This window comes from Motilibacter aurantiacus, assembly GCF_011250645.1.
Taxonomy (GTDB): domain Bacteria; phylum Actinomycetota; class Actinomycetes; order Motilibacterales; family Motilibacteraceae; genus Motilibacter_A; species Motilibacter_A aurantiacus.
Map to the genome: position 1 here is coordinate 534,804 of NZ_JAANNO010000001.1, position 15,636 is coordinate 550,439.

The following is a 15,636-nucleotide window of genomic DNA, read 5'->3' on the forward strand; positions in this document are numbered from 1 at the left end:
GTCCGTCCGTCTCAGTACTTGAGGAGGTTGGCGTCGTCGACCGAGGTGGACCGCCGCGTCCGGAAGATCGTCACGATGATGGCGAGCCCCACCACGACCTCCGCCGCGGCCACCACCATCACGAAGAACGCGATGACCTGGCCGTCGAGGTTGCCGTGGATGCGGGCGAAGGTGACGAAGGCCAGGTTGGTGGCGTTGAGCATCAGCTCCACGCACATGAAGACCACGATGGCGTTGCGCCGCAGCAGCACGCCTGCCGCGCCGATCGTGAAGAGGATCGCGGACAGGTACAGGTAGTTCTGCACGCCCATCAGTAGCGCCCTCCGTGCGGCGGCTCCGGGCGCACGTCCTCCGGCGCCTCTCCGGCCTCGAGCGACCGCTGCTCCGTGGCCTCGACCTCGGGGGCCGCCTCGCGGACGTCGCCGCGCGCCACGAGCACGCGGGACACCGACAGGTCCGCGGTGCTCCCGTCGGGCAGCAGCGCCGGGAAGTCGACGGCATTGTGCCGCGCGTACACGCCGGGGGGAGGCAGCGGGCCGGGGTGCTCGTCGGAGCGGAACCGTTCCTCCGACAGCTCGCGCTGGGTCTTGCGCGCCGTGAGCCGCTCGCGGTGCGCCAGCACCATCGCGCCGACGGCCGCGGTGATGAGCAGCGCGCTCGTCACCTCGAAGGCCAGCACGTAGTCGGTGAAGAGCAGCCGGGCGATGCCCTCGACGTTGCCGTCGGCGTTGGCCGCCCCGAGCCCGACGACCGTGACGTCGTCGAACGCGGCCGAGCCGAGGGCGCCCACGAGCAGCACGCCGAACCCCAGAGCGAGCAGCAGCCCGGTGAGCCGCTGCCCGCGCAGGGTCTCGACCAGAGAGTCGCTGGAGTCGACGCCCACGAGCATGAGGACGAACAGGAAGAGCATCATCACGGCGCCGGTGTAGACGACGACCTGCACCACGCCGAGGAACGGCCCGCTCTGGGCGAGGTAGAACACGGCGAGGACCATCATGGTCAGCGCGAGCAGCAGAGCCGAGTGGACCGCCTTGCGCACGAACAGCATCGCCAGCGCCGCGAGGACCGCGATCGGCCCCAGCACCCAGAAGCCGAACGCCTCGGCCCCCGAGGTCTGCTGGGCCGCGGCGAGCAGCGGGTCGGGGCTCACAGCGGTGCCTCCTCGGCGGGCGTGACGATCGGCCGGCCCGCACGCTCGGCGGCGTACCGGATCTGGGCGTCGGTCGCCCCGGACACCCGGCCGCCGTAGTAGTCGTCCGCGTCTGTGCCCTCGACCATCGGGTGCGGCGCGGGCACCATGCCCGAGAGCATGGGGCCGAGCAGGTCCTGCTTCTCGAAGATGAGGTCGGCCCGTGAGGTGTCCGCCAGCTCGTACTCGTTGGTCATCGTGAGCGCGCGCGTGGGGCAGGCCTCGATGCACAGGCCGCAGAAAATACAGCGGAGGTAGTTGATCTGGTAGACGCGGCCGTAGCGCTCACCGGGGGAGTAGCGCTCCTCCTCGGTGTTGTCGGCGCCCTCGACGTAGATCGCGTCCGCCGGGCAGGCCCAGGCGCAGAGCTCGCAGCCGATGCACTTCTCCAGCCCGTCCGGGTAGCGGTTGAGCTGGTGCCGGCCGTGGAACCGCGGCGCGGTCGGCTTCTTCTCCTCGGGGTACTGCTCGGTCACGACCTTCTTGAACATCGTCGAGAACGTGACGCCGAAGCCCTTGACCGGGTCGAGAGCGCCCGGCTGGGGGCGGTCCGCCCCGGCGGGGGCCGTCGTCCCGGCCGGACGGGTCGCGGGTGTGCGTTCCTCAGCCACGGTCGCCCTCCTGCGCTGCGTCGGTCTCGGTCGCACGTCCCTGCTCGCCCGCGCGGGCCGCCCCGGCGTACGCCGGCTCGTCCGGGCCCTGGCCCGGCAGCGGGGGCACCGGGAAGCCCCCGGCGAAGGCGTCGCGCTGCGTGGGGGCCGTGCGCACCTGGAGCCGGGTGGACTCCCGGCGGGCGGCCACGGCGTCCCACACGAAGCTCAGCACCAGCCCGACGATCAGCACGCCGGCGAAGGTGAACAGCAGCGTGCGGGTGTCGACGTCGGTCTCGCGCCGCACGGTCATCACGGTCGCCAGCAGCACGATCCAGGCCAGCGAGGCCGGGATCAGCCCCTTCCAGCCCAGCTTCATGAACTGGTCGTAGCGCAGCCGGGGCAGGGTGCCGCGCAGCCACACGAACACGAAGATCAGCAGGACGACCTTCGAGACCCACCACAGCAGCGGCCACCAGCCCTCGTTCGCCCCGTCCCACAGCGAGATGGGCCAGGGCGCGCGCCACCCGCCGAGGAACAGCGTCGTCGCGAGGGCGGAGACGTTGACCATGTTGATGTACTCGGCGAGGAAGAACAGCGCGAACTTCAGCGACGAGTACTCCGTGTGGAAGCCGCCGACTAGCTCGCCCTCGGCCTCCGGCAGGTCGAACGGCGCCCGGTTCGTCTCGCCCACCATCGCGATGAGGTAGATCGCGAACGAGGGGAAGAGCAGGATGCCGTACCACCAGTCCGACTGCTGCGCGACGATCTCGGACGTCGACATCGACCCGGCGACGAGGAAGACCGCGACGAACGACAGCCCCATCGCGATCTCGTAGGAGATCATCTGCGCCGACGAGCGCAACCCGCCCAGCAGCGGGTAGGTCGAGCCGCTGGACCAGCCGGCGAGCACGATCCCGTAGATCCCGACCGACGCGATGGCCAGGACGTAGAGCACGCCGACCGGGAAGTCGGCCAGCTGCAAGGTCGTCCGCTCGCCGAAGATCGAGACTTCCGGCCCGAACGGGATGACCGCGAAGGCCAGGAACGCCGGGGCCGTCGAGATGACAGGGGCGAGGAAGAAGACGACCTTGTCGGCGGTGCTCGGTGTCAGGTCCTCCTTGAACGCCAGCTTCACCCCGTCGGCGAGGGACTGCAGGCTGCCGAACGGGCCGTGCCGGTTCGGGCCGATGCGGTGCTGCATGCGGGCGACGACGCGCCGCTCGAACACGATGTTGAACAGCGTGATGAGGACGAGGAAGCCGAAGACGCAGACCGCCTTGAAGGCGATGAGCCACCACGGGTCGTCGGCGAGCAGGCTCGCGGTGTCGTTCATGCCAACGCCCTTCCGGCAGCGGCGACGGAGACGACCGCCCCCGCGTCGACGCCGAGGGTGCGGCGCACCTGCGAGCCGACGGAGTTGGTCGGCACCCAGACGACCCGGTCGGGCATCTCGGTGACGAGCAGCGGCAGAGTGACCGACCCCGCTGCGGTCGAGACGCTCACCAGGCCGCCGGGCGGCACCCCCACCTCGGCGGCGGTCCCGGGTGACATCCGGGCGTACGCCGGCTTGGCAGTGGCCGCGAGGTGCGGCTCGCCGTCCTGCAGGCGCCCGAGGTCGAGCAGCTGGTGCCAGGTGGCGAGCACCGCCTGCCCGGCGACGGGGCGCGGCGGCTCGGGAACGGCGGATGCGGGCGCCGGCGCGGGCCGGCCCTCCCACCCGGCGAGCTCGGCCAGCTCGACGCGGGCCGCCTCCACGGTCGGCAGGCCGAGGCGTACGCCCATCTCCTCGGCGAGCGCGTCGAGCACGCGCAGGTCGGCCATGCTGGGCAGCGTCTGCTGCGGGTTGGCCAGCGCCGCCGCGAACGGGCGGGCTCGCCCTTCCCAGTCGACGAAGGTGCCGGCCCGCTCGGCGACCGGCGCGACGGGCAGCACCACGTCGGCCCGCTCGGTGACCGCGCTCGGCCGCATCTCCAGGCTCACCAGGAAGCCGGCCCGGTCCAGCGCGGCGAGCGCCTCGGCCGGCGAGGGCAGGTCGTACGGGTCCACCCCGCCCACGACGAGGCCGCCGAGCTGGCCGGCGGCGGCCGCGCGCAGGATGGCGGAGGTGTCGCGCCCCGGCGTGGCCGGGAGCCGGCCGCCCTCGTGCAGCGCGAGCCCCCACGTGGCAGCGACGTCGATCCGAGCCTCGGCGTCGTCGACGGGGCGGCCACCGGGCAGCAGCGTCGGCAGCGCTCCGGCCTCCAGCGCCCCGCGCTCCCCCGCGCGGCGCGGCACCCACGCGACCCGGGCGCCGGTCGCGCCGACCAGCCGGGCCACGGCGGACAGCGCGCCCGGAGCGGCGGCCAGCCGCTCGCCGACGAGCACGACCGCGCCGGGCGCGCGCAGCAGCGCGCCCAGCTCGGCGAGCTCGCCGTCCGGTGCGGCGATCACGTCGAGCACCTCGGCCTCGGTGCCCGGTGCGGACGGGACGAGCTGCCCCGAGAGCTTGTCCAGGCCGCGCGTCCGCCAGGGGGCGACGGCCAGGACCCTGAGCCGGCTCTTCCGGACGGCCTTGCGCAGCCGGAGGAAGACGATGGGCGACTCCTCCTCCGGCTCGAGGCCGGCGAGCAGCACCGCGGGCGCCGCCTCCAGGTCGGCGTACGTGACCGACCCGGCGCGCCCGAGCGTGCGGCCGGCGACGTGCGAGCCGAGGAAGGCCGTCTCCTCCGCCGAGTGCGGACGGGAGCGGAAGTCGACGTCGTTGGTTCCGAGGGCCAGCCGGGCGAACTTCGCGTAGCCGTAGGCGTCCTCCTGGGTGACGCGGCCGCCCAGCAGCACGCCGACCCCGCCGCTCGCGCGGGCGGAGAGCAGCCCGCGGGCCGCGACGTCGAGGGCGTCGGCCCAGGAGGTGGGGACGAGCTCGCCGTTGTCGCGCACCAGCGGGGTGGTGATGCGGTCGGGCTGCGCGGCGTAGCGGAAGGCGAACCTGCCCTTGTCGCAGTTCCACTCCTCGTTGACCTGCGGCTCGTCGCCGGCGAGCCGGCGCTGCACGGCCCCGCGACGCACGTCGGTGCGCAGCGCGCAGCCGGAGGCGCAGTGCTCGCACGCGGTCGGCGTGGACACCAGGTCGAACGGGCGCGCGCGGAAGCGGTAGTCCGCCGAGGTGAGCGCGCCGACCGGGCAGATCTGGATGGTGTTGCCGGAGAAGTAGGACTCGAACGGCTGCTCGGCGTAGATGCCGACCTGCTGGAGCGCGCCACGCTCCAGCATCTCGATGAACGGGTCGCCGGCTACCTGGTTGGAGAAGCGGGTGCAGCGCGCGCAGAGGACGCAGCGCTCGCGGTCGAGCAGCACCTGCGCCGAGATCGGCACCGGCTTCGGGTAGGTCCGCTTGACGCCGTCGAAGCGCGACTCCGGACGCCCGTTCGTCATCGCCTGGTTCTGCAGCGGGCACTCCCCGCCCTTGTCGCACACCGGGCAGTCGAGGGGGTGGTTGACGAGCAGCAGCTCCATCACGCCCTTCTGCGCCTTGTCGGCCACGGGCGAGGAGAGCTGGGTGCGCACGACCATCCCCGGCGCGACCGTCGTGGTGCAGGAGGCCGCCGGCTTCGGCATCCCCCGCCCGTTGCCCGCGTCCGGGACCTCGACCAGGCACTGCCGGCAGGCCCCGACGGGGTCCAGCAGCGGGTGGTCGCAGAACCGCGGGATCGCGATGCCGAGCATCTCGGCGGCCCGGATGACGAGGGTCCCCTTGGGGACGCTCACCTCGAAGCCGTCGATGGTCAGCGTGACCAGCTCTTCGTGCTTCTGCACGTCCCCGCCGCTGCCGGCGGGCGTGCTCGTCGTGACGGTCATCGGGTCAGGGCTCCCGCGAAGACGGTCGAGGCGACGGGGTCGAAGGGGCACCCGCCGTTCGTGAGATGCGCGACGTACTCGTCGCGGAAGTACTTCAGCGACGACGTGATCGGGCTGGTGGCGCCGTCCCCCAGGGCGCAGAAGGACCGGCCGAGGATGTTGTCGCACAGGTCGAGCAGCCGGGCCAGGTCCTCCTCGGTGCCCTCCCCCGCCTCGAGCTTGCGCAAGGACTGGACGAGCCAGTAGGTCCCCTCGCGGCACGGGGTGCACTTGCCGCAGGACTCGTGGGCGTAGAACTCGGTCCAGCGCAGCACGCAGCGCAGGACGCAGACGGTCTCGTCGAAGACCTGCAGCGCCTTGGTGCCGAGCATCGACCCGGCGGCGCCGACGCCCTCGTAGTCCAGCGGGACGTCGAGGTGCTCGGCCGTGAGCAGTGGGGTTGAGGACCCGCCCGGTGTCCAGAACTTGAGCTCGTGCCCCTCGCGGACACCGCCGGCCAGATCGAGCAGCTGGCGCAGGGTGACCCCGAGCGGCGCTTCGTACTGCCCGGGCCGGGTGACGTGGCCGGACAGCGAGTAGAGCGTCATGCCGGCCGACTTCTCGGTGCCCATGGACTTGAACCAGTCGGCGCCGTTGAGGACGACCACCGGCACCGTCGAGATCGACTCGACGTTGTTGATGACGGTCGGAACCCCGTAGAGGCCGGCGATCGCCGGGAACGGCGGGCGCAGCCGGGGCTGGCCGCGGTAGCCCTCCAGCGAGTCCAGCAGCGCGGTCTCCTCGCCGCAGATGTACGCCCCGGCCCCGGCGTGCACGACGATGTCGACGTCGAAGCCGGACTGCAGGACGTTGCGGCCGAGGTAGCCCGCGGCGTACGCCTCGCGTACCGCGGCGAGCAGCCGCCGGTAGACGTGCACGACCTCGCCGCGCACGTAGATGAAGGCCGTGCTGGCCCGGATCGCGTACGCCGCGATGATGACGCCCTCGACCAGCTGGTGCGGGGCGGCCAGCATCAGCGGGATGTCCTTGCAGGTGCCCGGCTCGCTCTCGTCGGCGTTGACGACGAGGTAGTGCGGCTTGCCGTCGCCCTGCGGGATGAACCCCCACTTCATGCCGGTGGGGAAGCCGGCGCCGCCCCGGCCGCGCAGCCCGGAGTCCTTGACGAGCGAGATGACCTCGTCCGGGCTCATGCCGAGCGCGGCGTGCAGGCCGCGGTAGCCGTCCTTGGACTTGTACGCCTCCAGCGACCAGGAGCGGTCGGCGTCCCAGGTGCGCGACAGCACCGGGGTCAACGGGCTCGTCGACTGCTCGCTCACGTGCTCTTGCCTCCCTCGCTGGAGCTCTCGTCCGGGGCACTGCCGGGCGTCGGGTTGGCCGGGTCGGACGTCGCCGTGCTCAGCGGCGCGTCGTCCCCGCTGGGGCCTCCGCGCGGGCCGTAGCCCGAGACGGGGACGCCCGCGTCGCCGGCGTGGCCCCCGTCCGCGTTGGGGTGCGGGGCCGACCAGCCGTGCGCGCGCGCGAGCCGCAGCCCGGCGAGCGTCGCCGGGCCGGCACCGACCCCCGTGTCGGCGAGGCCGTCCTCGAAGCCGGCCAGGACCCGCTCGACCTGCTTGAAGGTGCAGAGCCGCGACGCGCCGCGCGTGGGGGCGGGCGGGTCGCCGGCGCGCAGCCGGTCGACGAGGTCGACGGCGCCCTGCGGGGTGACGTTGTCGAAGAACTCCCAGTTGACCATCACCACGGGGGCGTAGTCGCAGGCGGCGTTGCACTCGATGTGCTCGAGGGTGACCTTGCCGTCCGGCGTCGTCTCGTCGGTCCCGACACCGAGGTGCTGCTCGAGCCGGGCGAGGATCTCGTCGCCGCCGAGGACGGCGCAGAGGGTGTTGGTGCACACCCCCACGCTGTAGTCGCCGTTGGGCCGGCGCTTGTACATGGTGTAGAAGGTCGCGACCGCGCTGACCTCCGCGGTCGTCAGGTCGAGCCAGCGGGCGCAGAGCTCGATGCCCTGCGGGCTGACGTAGCCCTCCTCGGACTGCACCAGGTGCAGCAGCGGCAGCAGGGCCGACCGCGGCCGGGGGTAGCGGGCGATGACCTCCTTGGCGTCGAGCTCGAGCCGGGAGAGCACGTCGGCGGACAGGGCCATCAGCGGTCCACCCCGCCCATCACCGGGTCGATCGACGCGACCGCCGCGATGACGTCGGCCACCTGGCCGCCTTCGGTCATCGCCGGGGCCGATTGGAGATTGGTGAACGAGGGGTCGCGGAAGTGCACCCGGTAGGGGCGCGTGCCGCCGTCGCTGACCAGGTGGCAGCCGAGCTCGCCGCGGGGCGACTCGATCGCGGTGTAGACCTGCCCCGGCGGGACGCGGAAGCCCTCGGTCACGAGCTTGAAGTGGTGGATCAGCGCCTCCATCGACTCGCCCATGATGTGGCGGATGTGGTCCAGGGAGTTGCCGAGGCCGTCACCGCCGAGCGCGAGCTGCGCCGGCCAGGCGATCTTCTTGTCCTCCACCATGACCGGCCCGGGCGCGAGCCGCTCGAGGCACTGGTCGACGATGTGCAGCGACTGCTTCATCTCCTCGAGCCGGATGCGGAAGCGGCCGTAGGCGTCGCAGGTGTCCCAGGTCGCGACGTCGAAGTCGTAGGTCTCGTAGCCGCAGTAGGGCTGGGACTTGCGCAGGTCGTGCGGGAGGCCGGTCGCGCGCAGGATCGGGCCGGTGATGCCCAGCGCCATGCAGCCGGTCAGGTCGAGGTAGCCGACCCCGACGGTCCGCTTCTTGAAGATGTAGTTCTCGTTGCAGAGGTCCTCGTACTCGTGCAGCCGGCTGCGGACCAGGTCGACGTTGCGCCGGATCAGGTCCGTCGCGCCGTTCGGCAGGTCCTGCGCCACGCCGCCCGGGCGGAAGTACGCGTGGTTCATGCGCAGACCGGTGACGGCCTCGAAGATGTCGAGGATCAGCTCCCGCTCCCGGAAGCCGATGGTCATGACGGTGAGGGCGCCGAGCTCCATGCCGCCGGTCGCGATGCAGACCAGGTGCGAGGAGACCCGGTTGAGCTCCATCAGCATCACGCGGATGACGTTGGCCCGGTCCGGGACCTGGTCGGTGATGCCGAGCAGGCGCTCGACGCCGAGGACGTAGGCCGCCTCGTTGAAGAACGGCGCGAGGTAGTCCATGCGCGTGACGAACGTGACGCCCTGGGTCCAGTTCCGGTACTCGGCGTTCTTCTCGATGCCGGTGTGGAGGTAGCCGATCCCGAGGCGGGTCTCGGTGACCGTCTCCCCCTCCATCTCGAGGATCAGCCGGAGCACGCCGTGGGTGGAGGGGTGCTGCGGCCCCATGTTGACCACGATGCGCTCTTCACCAATGTGCGAATCAGGGTCGCTGCTTCCGACGACGTCCCAGTCGGAGCCGCTCACCGTGAAGACGCGGCCCTCCGACGGCGCCTCGCCGGCGGCGTCCCCCAGCGGGGTCTGCTCGAAGGGGTCGTCGGCGCCCGCGGGGCGGGCATCGAACATGCTGCTGCTCATCCGGAGTACGACCTCCGCTCGTCCGGCGGCGGGATCTGGGCGCCCTTGTACTCCACCGGGATGCCGCCGAGGGGGTAGTCCTTGCGCTGCGGGTGCCCGGGCCAGTCGTCCGGCATCAGGATCCGGGTCAGGGCCGGGTGGCCGTCGAAGACGATGCCGAACATGTCCCAGGCCTCGCGCTCGTGCCAGTCGTCCGTGGGGTAGACGGCCACCGCGCTGGGGACGTGCGGGTCCGCGTCCGGGCACGTCGTCTCGACGCGCACCCGCCGGTTGTGGGTGATGGACAGCAGCGGCCACGTGACGTGCAGCTCGCGGCCCGTGTCCTCCGGGTAGTGGACGCCGGTCGCCCCGAGGCAGAGCTCGAAGCGGAGCGCGGCGTCGTCCCGCAGCACCCGCAGCACCTCGACGACGTGCTCACGGCGTACGACGAAGGTCAGCTCACCGCGGTCGACGACCACGCGCTCGAGCGCCTCGTCGAGCTGCGGGTACGCACGCTCCAGGGCGTCCGCGACGACGTCGAACGTCCCGCCGTACGGGCGCTCGGACGCGCCGGGCATCTGCACCCGGCGGACGATGCGGCCGTAGCCGGTGGTGTCACCGCCGCTGCGGCCGCCGAACATTCCGCGACGGGTCTGGAAGACCTCGTTCGGCACCCCGCTCGCGGTGGGGCTGGGCTGCGCCTCGAGCTGCTGCCCGGCGTCCTTGGCCTCGAGGGGCGAGCCCTCGGTGCGGTCGGTGACCGAGCGGCGCGCGCTGTCGCTGGGCTCGCTCACCGCAGCAGGCCCTTCAGCTCCGATGTCGGCGCGCTCGTCAGCGCCAGCCGCTCGGCCTCGTGCTCCTCGCGGACCCGGTTCACCCCGAGCTTGGAGTGTTGGATCTTGTCGTGCAGCGTGAGGATCGCGTCGAGCAGCATCTCCGGCCGCGGCGGGCACCCGGGCAGGTAGACGTCGACCGGGACGATGTGGTCGACGCCCTGCACGATGGCGTAGTTGTTGAACATCCCGCCGCTGGAGGCGCAGACGCCCATCGCCAGCACCCACTTGGGGTTGGCCATCTGGTCGTAGATCTGTCGCAGGACCGGTGCCATCTTCTGGCTCACCCGCCCGGCCACGATCATCAGGTCCGCCTGCCGCGGGGACGCACGGAAGACCTCCATGCCGAAGCGCGCGCTGTCGTAGCGCGGGCCGCCGGTCGTCATCATCTCGATGGCGCAGCAGGCCAGGCCGAACGTCGCCGGCCACAGGGACGCCTTGCGCACCCAGCCCGCGGCGGCCTCGACCGTCGTCAGCAGAAAACCGCTCGGAAGCTGCTCTTCGAGGCCCATGGGCTGGTCGTCCTTCCTTGCCTAGTCCCGCTCAGTCCCACTCGAGGCCGCCGCGACGCCACACATAGGCGAACGCGACGAACACGGTGGCGATGAAGAGCACCATCTCGATCAACCCGAACAGGGCGAGGCTGTCGAAGGCCACGGCCCAGGGGTAGAGGAAGACGATCTCGATGTCGAAGATGATGAAGAGCATCGCGGTGAGGTAGTACTTCACCGGGAAGCGCCCGCCGCCGGCCGGCTGCGGCGTCGGCTCGATGCCGCACTCGTACGCCTGGAGCTTGGCTCGGTTGTAGCGCCGGGGCCCGGTGAGGGCGCCCGCCACGACGGAGAAGACCGCGAATCCGAACGCGAGACCGCCCAGCCAGGCGATGGGTACCCAGTCCACGAGCCGCTCCCTCCTCATCGAGTTCCGCCGCGTGGCCCCGCCGGGCCCGGGCCGGAACTATACGGATTCGACCGGCGCTGTCCGCCGGTTCTGCGCAACTCCCACTGTCGCGATTCGATCACGGACGAGCGGTCTCCAGCGGCTCCTCATGCGGCCGGAGCCACCTTCGTCATGGCGGTGATGACGCGGTCCATCGCGTCGCCGCCCTTCGGGTCCGTGAGATTGGCGAGAAGCTTGAGCGTGAAGCGCATGAGCAGCGGGTGCGGCAGCCCGTGCCGCGTCGCCAGCCGCATGACGCGCGGGTCGCCGATGAGCTTCACGAAGACCCGGCCGAGGGTGTAGTAGCCGCCGTAGGTCTCCTTGAGCGCCCGCGGGTAGGCGCTGAGCGCCAGCTCGCGGCCGGGCCCCTCCGGGCGCGCCAGCGCCTGCGCGGCGACCTCGGCGGCCATCGCGCCGGACTCCATCGCGTACGCGATGCCCTCGCCGTTGAACGGGTTGACCATGCCGCCGGCGTCCCCGACCAGCATCAGGCCACGGGTGTAGTGCGGCTGGCGGTTGAAGCCCATGGGCAGCGCGGCGCCGCGCACCGGGCCGACGCGGTTCTCCTCGCGCAGGCCCCACTCCTCCGGGGTCGTCTCGGTCCACCGCTTGAGGAGAGCCTTGTAGTCGACCTTGCCCCAGGCGCTGGAGGTGTTGAGGACGCCGAGCCCGACATTGCTCGTGCCGTCGCCCATGCCGAACACCCAGCCGTAGCCGGGCAGCAGGTCGTCGCCCTCCCAGAGCTCCAGCCACGACTCGAGCCAGTCGTCGTCGTGGCGCCGGGAGGTGTAGTAGGTGCGGACCGCCACGCCCATCGGGCGGTCCTCGCGCTTGTGCAGGCCGACCGCGAGCGAGAGCCGCGAGGAGTTGCCGTCGGCCGCCAGCACCAGCGGCGCGCGGGCCTCGAGCGGCTCGCCCTCCGGGCCGGTGGCGGTGACGCCGATGACGCGGCCGGTGCGCTCGTCGAGGACCGGCCCGGTGACCGTGGTCCGCTCCGCGAGGCGGGCGCCGGCCTTCTGCGCGGTGCGTGCGAGCAGCTCGTCGAAGTCCTCGCGGCGCCGGACGAGGCCGTAGGGCGGGAAGCTGGCCAGCTCCGGCCACGGGAGCTCGAGCCGCATGCCGCCGCCGAGGATGCGCAGGCCCTTGTTGTGCAGCCAGCCGGCCTCGGGGCTGGTGTCGATGCCCATGCGCACGAGCTGGGCGACCGCGCGGGGGGTGAGCCCGTCACCGCAGACCTTCTCGCGGGGGAACGCGGTCTTCTCCAGCAGCAGGACGTCCACCCCGGCCCGGGCCAGGTGGTAGGCGGCGGTCGAGCCCGCCGGCCCGGCTCCCACGACGATGACATCCGCGGTCGTCGAACCCGCGATGCCGGCCGTGTCGCTCACGAGAACCTCCGGTCATGTGCGCTTGTGAACTGCTTCACATGCGCCCGATGCCGGAACTCTAACTCTCGAGCCTGCCTCGCGCGGGGCGGGGTGAGCTACCCGCGCCCCGCGCGCCGCGCCCACGCGGTGCTCGCCGTCGGGAGGCCGCGGGGACGCGGGGGCGGGTCAGCCCTTGAAGACGTCCTTGACCTTCTCGCCGGCCTGCTTGAGGTCGGCCTTCGCCTGGTCCCCCTGGCCCTCGGCCTGCAGGTCCGGGTTGTCGGTGGCGTCGCCGTAGGCCTCCTTGGCCTGGCCACCGAGCTTGTCCGTCGCGTTCGAGATCTTGTCGCTGAGTCCCATGGAGGTGTCCTACCCGCGGGCCCGCTCGATCCATGCCTGGCCGGGTGGCCCTGCCGCGGCAAGGGCGACGGCGGGCCTACGAGAGCGGCTTGCGCCCGCGGTGCAGCGCGACGATGCCACCGGTGAGGTCGCGCCACTCCACCTCGGCCCAGCCCGCGGCCGCCACCCGGCGGGCGAGCCCCTCCTGCGCCGGCCAGTCCGCGATCGACTCGGCCAGGTACGCGTACGCCGGGCCGTTCGTGCCGACACGGCGGGCCACCCGCGGCAGGGCGCGCATGAGATAGCCGGAGTAGACGGCCCGGAAGGGGCGGAAGGTCGGCGTGCTGAACTCGCAGACGACGAGGCGGCCGCCGGGGCGGGTGACCCGGAGCAGCTCCCGCAGCGCACGGTCGGTGTCGGAGACGTTGCGCAGGCCGAAGGAGATGGTGACCGCGTCGAAGGCTCCGTCCCGGAAGGGCAGCGCGAGCGCGTCGGCGGCGGTGAACGCCAGGCCCCGCGTCCCCGATCGCCGGGCGTGCCCGGCTCGCAGCATGCCCAACGAGAAGTCGGCGGCGACCACCTGCGCCCCGGCCGCGGCGAACGGCAGGGCCGAGGTCCCGGTGCCGGCGGCCAGGTCGAGCACCCGGTCGCGCGGCCGCGGGTCGACCGCGCGCAGCACGGCCCGCCGCCAGAGCCGGTCCTGCCCGAGGGACAGCACCCCGTTCGCCAGGTCGTAGCGGGGAGCCACGTCGTCGAACATCGCCGAGACGTCGTGCGGGTCCTTGTCGAGGTCGGCTCGGCTCATTCCCCGAAGCCTGCCATGCCCGCCCGTCAGGCCGGCTCGCCCGGCCTCAGCGGTGCCGGGGCCCGCGCGCCCGGTCGCGGCGGCGGGCTGCCGGGTAGGGCCGGGCCGCTGAGCGACAGCGCGCCCCGCGCCGTGTCGAGCATCGCGAGCAGCACGTCGAGCGGGGTGTCGCCCCGGCGACAGGAGCTGCAACAGGAACCGTCCGTGAGCGTTCGATCACAGGAAGCCGGGCACGCCGACGTGCCGGAGCACGCTCGTGACACCCACGTGGGCTGTCCGGGGCTTCTTGCCGGCGACGGCTTGCGGACGCCAGGAGCACCTGCGCGGGACGGCAGGCGGTCCCGGCCTTCCCGCCGCCGGCCGACCTGATGCGTCGGCGTGAGCCGAGGACGGCGTCGGCCGACGAGCGCCTCAGCCGAGGACGGCGTCGACCGCGGCGTGCAGACGGTCGTGGACGCCGGGCGTCGCCTGCCGGTCCACGCGCACCTCGACCACCCGGATCCCGAGGCCGGGCTCCAGCGCGAGCTCGAGCTCGTCGGCGGAACGGGCTCGCACGTACGGCGTGGACGTGGCCGAGCACAGAGCTCGGAGGTCGACACCGTGGGGCGTGCCGAACACCCGCTCGAACGGCACGGACAGCTCGGGGGCGCCCTGCTCGAGCAGGCCGAAGATGCCGCCACCGTCGTCGTTCACCACGACGATGGTGAGCCCGGGCAGCGGCTCGCCCTTCCCGATGACGAGAGCCGTAGCGTCATGCAGGAACGTGAGGTCACCCATCAGTGCGTACGCCGGGCCGCCACCGGCGCGCTGGTGCCCCAGCGCGGCGCCGATCGCGGTGGACACCGTGCCGTCGATACCGGAGACCCCCCGGTTCGCGAGCACCCGCGCGGGCTGGAGCACCCAGGACCCCACGTTGTCCAGGTCCCGCACCGGGTTGCTCGACCCGACGACGAGCAGCCCGTCACCGGGGACGTTGCCGGCCACCGCCTGCGCGATGTGGAAGCCGGAGGGCCAGGGCTCCTTGCGCAGCACCGCGGACACGGCATTGGCCACGGACTCGCCGGCCACGCGCCACGCTTCGGCGAAACCCTCTTCGCCCTTCACCGGATCGTCGGCGATGAAGGACCACTCCGGGTGCACCGCGAACGCCGGCCCGGTCAGCAGCGCGGGCGGGAGCACCGTCTCCGCGGTCGTCGCCGGGTCGGGCCAACGCGGGGAGCCCGCGACGACGTCGACCGCGACACCGGGTGTGCGCAGCAGCTCCGTCACTGCCCGCGAGAGCGTCGGCCGGCCGACGAGCAGCACCCGCTCCGGCCGGTTGACACGGACGAAGTCCTCGGCGGCGAGCAGCAGCGAGGGCAGCGCGGCGTTGCCGAGGCCGGCCGACGGCTCGGCGACGATCGGCCAGTCGCGCTCGCCGGCGAGCCGGAGCGCCCCCTGGGCGAGGGCCGGGGCGCAGTCCCCGACCAGGACGAGGGTGCGAGGGGCGCCGGCGTAGGGCGGCACCGCACCGGTGGCGCGCCCGACCGCGGCCCACGGAGCGCCGTCGGGGCGGCCGTCCAACGGCTCGACCCAATCGTCGGCCCCCGACGGCACGAGCGGCTCCCGGAAGGCCACGTCGATGTGGACCGGGCCCGGGTCCTCGTCGAGCCGTCCGCACGAGGTCGCGAGCGCGCGTGCCGTCAGGGCCCGCCACCACCGGACCTGGCCGGTCCGGGAGTCAGGCGCAGGCACGACGAAGGATTCACGAACGGCCGATCCGTAGACCGAGCGCTGGTCGACGAGCGTCTGGTTCGCCCCCACCCCGCGCATCTCCACCGGCCGGTCGGCGGTCAGCGCGAGCACCGGCACGCTGGAGTAGGACGCTTCGAGCACCGCGGGGTGCAGGTTGGCGGTGGCCGTCCCCGACGTCGTGACCACCGGCACCGGGAGCCCTGAGGCCTTCGCCAGGCCGAGCGCGAGGAAGCCGGCGGTGCGCTCGTCGATCCGGACGTGCAGCCGGAGCAGGCCGCGCGCCTCTGCGGCGTGCAGGGCGTACGCGAGGGGAGCCGAGCGCGACCCCGGGGAGAGGACCGCCTCCTGGACGCCGCCCCGCACGAGCTCGTCGACGAGGACGGTCGCGAGCGCCTCGGCGGGCGTCATGACCGGCACGGTAGGACGCTCCTTCTTCCACGGCGCTTCGGTAGCAGAGGGTACGCCAGGCGGCCTCTAGATCGTCATGGTCGATCTAGACACT

Annotated in this window: 15 protein-coding genes; all 15 read right to left on the minus strand. The window is 72.7% G+C overall.

The features are described 5' to 3' along the window. Positions 1-11: 11 nt before the first annotated feature. Complete coding sequence (gene nuoK / locus G9H72_RS02455; protein ID WP_166166821.1) at positions 12-311, minus strand: NADH-quinone oxidoreductase subunit NuoK; 300 nt, start codon at positions 309-311, stop codon at positions 12-14. Next, positions 311-1,150 carry an NADH-quinone oxidoreductase subunit J gene (locus tag G9H72_RS02460; protein WP_331271905.1) on the minus strand — a complete coding sequence of 280 codons (840 nt, stop codon included), beginning with the start codon at positions 1,148-1,150 and terminating at the stop codon, positions 311-313. The genes nuoK and G9H72_RS02460 overlap by 1 nt, the downstream gene beginning before the upstream one ends. Continuing rightward, on the minus strand, positions 1,147-1,800 hold the full coding sequence (gene nuoI, locus G9H72_RS02465) for an NADH-quinone oxidoreductase subunit NuoI (protein ID WP_166166824.1): 654 nt from the start codon (positions 1,798-1,800) through the stop codon (positions 1,147-1,149). The genes G9H72_RS02460 and nuoI overlap by 4 nt, the downstream gene beginning before the upstream one ends. Continuing rightward, the gene (gene nuoH / locus G9H72_RS02470) at positions 1,793-3,115 is read right to left on the minus strand and encodes an NADH-quinone oxidoreductase subunit NuoH (RefSeq protein WP_166166827.1); all 1,323 of its coding nucleotides are present in this window, start codon (positions 3,113-3,115) and stop codon (positions 1,793-1,795) included. The genes nuoI and nuoH overlap by 8 nt, the downstream gene beginning before the upstream one ends. Further along, on the minus strand, positions 3,112-5,616 hold the full coding sequence (locus G9H72_RS02475; RefSeq protein WP_166166830.1) for an NADH-quinone oxidoreductase subunit G: 2,505 nt from the start codon (positions 5,614-5,616) through the stop codon (positions 3,112-3,114). The genes nuoH and G9H72_RS02475 overlap by 4 nt, the downstream gene beginning before the upstream one ends. Then, the gene (nuoF, locus tag G9H72_RS02480; protein ID WP_166166833.1) at positions 5,613-6,932 is read right to left on the minus strand and encodes an NADH-quinone oxidoreductase subunit NuoF; all 1,320 of its coding nucleotides are present in this window, start codon (positions 6,930-6,932) and stop codon (positions 5,613-5,615) included. Before nuoF ends, G9H72_RS02475 begins: the two co-directional genes overlap by 4 nt. Further along, positions 6,929-7,756, minus strand: coding sequence for an NADH-quinone oxidoreductase subunit NuoE (gene nuoE / locus G9H72_RS02485; RefSeq protein ID WP_166166836.1), 828 nt, complete (start codon positions 7,754-7,756; stop codon positions 6,929-6,931). Before nuoE ends, nuoF begins: the two co-directional genes overlap by 4 nt. Further along, positions 7,756-9,141 carry an NADH-quinone oxidoreductase subunit D gene (locus G9H72_RS02490; protein ID WP_231126175.1) on the minus strand — a complete coding sequence of 462 codons (1,386 nt, stop codon included), beginning with the start codon at positions 9,139-9,141 and terminating at the stop codon, positions 7,756-7,758. Before G9H72_RS02490 ends, nuoE begins: the two co-directional genes overlap by 1 nt. Continuing rightward, on the minus strand, positions 9,138-9,914 hold the full coding sequence (locus G9H72_RS02495; protein ID WP_166166838.1) for an NADH-quinone oxidoreductase subunit C: 777 nt from the start codon (positions 9,912-9,914) through the stop codon (positions 9,138-9,140). Before G9H72_RS02495 ends, G9H72_RS02490 begins: the two co-directional genes overlap by 4 nt. After that, positions 9,911-10,465, minus strand: a complete 555-nt coding sequence (locus tag G9H72_RS02500; protein WP_166166840.1) for a NuoB/complex I 20 kDa subunit family protein — start codon at positions 10,463-10,465, stop codon at positions 9,911-9,913. The genes G9H72_RS02495 and G9H72_RS02500 overlap by 4 nt, the downstream gene beginning before the upstream one ends. Positions 10,466-10,496: 31 nt before the next feature. After that, positions 10,497-10,871 carry an NADH-quinone oxidoreductase subunit A gene (locus G9H72_RS02505; RefSeq protein WP_166166842.1) on the minus strand — a complete coding sequence of 125 codons (375 nt, stop codon included), beginning with the start codon at positions 10,869-10,871 and terminating at the stop codon, positions 10,497-10,499. 128 nt (positions 10,872-10,999) lie between these two features. Continuing rightward, entirely contained in the window at positions 11,000-12,277 is a 1,278-nt protein-coding gene (locus tag G9H72_RS02510) for a geranylgeranyl reductase family protein (protein WP_166166844.1), read from the minus strand. A 165-nt stretch (positions 12,278-12,442) separates the two neighbouring features. Continuing rightward, positions 12,443-12,616, minus strand: a complete 174-nt coding sequence (locus G9H72_RS02515; protein ID WP_166166847.1) for a CsbD family protein — start codon at positions 12,614-12,616, stop codon at positions 12,443-12,445. Between the two features lie 76 nt (positions 12,617-12,692). Further along, on the minus strand, positions 12,693-13,400 hold the full coding sequence (locus G9H72_RS02520; RefSeq protein ID WP_166166850.1) for a demethylmenaquinone methyltransferase: 708 nt from the start codon (positions 13,398-13,400) through the stop codon (positions 12,693-12,695). 411 nt (positions 13,401-13,811) lie between these two features. Beyond that, positions 13,812-15,542: a 2-succinyl-5-enolpyruvyl-6-hydroxy-3-cyclohexene-1-carboxylic-acid synthase gene (menD, locus tag G9H72_RS02525; RefSeq protein ID WP_196790629.1), complete on the minus strand. Its 1,731-nt coding sequence runs from the start codon at positions 15,540-15,542 to the stop codon at positions 13,812-13,814. Positions 15,543-15,636 lie beyond the last annotated feature (94 nt).

What these genes read in the sequence shown, in the direction of transcription:
- nuoH (WP_166166827.1), bottom strand. Translation starts at nt 3,115, where the DNA reads ATGAACGACACCGCGAGCCTGCTCGCCGACGACCCGTGGTGGCTCATC.
- G9H72_RS02500 (WP_166166840.1), bottom strand. Translation starts at nt 10,465, where the DNA reads ATGGGCCTCGAAGAGCAGCTTCCGAGCGGTTTTCTGCTGACGACGGTC.
- nuoE (WP_166166836.1), bottom strand. Translation starts at nt 7,756, where the DNA reads ATGGCCCTGTCCGCCGACGTGCTCTCCCGGCTCGAGCTCGACGCCAAG.
- G9H72_RS02475 (WP_166166830.1), bottom strand. Translation starts at nt 5,616, where the DNA reads ATGACCGTCACGACGAGCACGCCCGCCGGCAGCGGCGGGGACGTGCAG.
- nuoK (WP_166166821.1), bottom strand. Translation starts at nt 311, where the DNA reads ATGGGCGTGCAGAACTACCTGTACCTGTCCGCGATCCTCTTCACGATC.
- G9H72_RS02515 (WP_166166847.1), bottom strand. Translation starts at nt 12,616, where the DNA reads ATGGGACTCAGCGACAAGATCTCGAACGCGACGGACAAGCTCGGTGGC.
- menD (WP_196790629.1), bottom strand. Translation starts at nt 15,542, where the DNA reads ATGACGCCCGCCGAGGCGCTCGCGACCGTCCTCGTCGACGAGCTCGTG.
- G9H72_RS02505 (WP_166166842.1), bottom strand. Translation starts at nt 10,871, where the DNA reads ATGAGGAGGGAGCGGCTCGTGGACTGGGTACCCATCGCCTGGCTGGGC.
- G9H72_RS02520 (WP_166166850.1), bottom strand. Translation starts at nt 13,400, where the DNA reads ATGAGCCGAGCCGACCTCGACAAGGACCCGCACGACGTCTCGGCGATG.
- G9H72_RS02490 (WP_231126175.1), bottom strand. Translation starts at nt 9,141, where the DNA reads ATGAGCAGCAGCATGTTCGATGCCCGCCCCGCGGGCGCCGACGACCCC.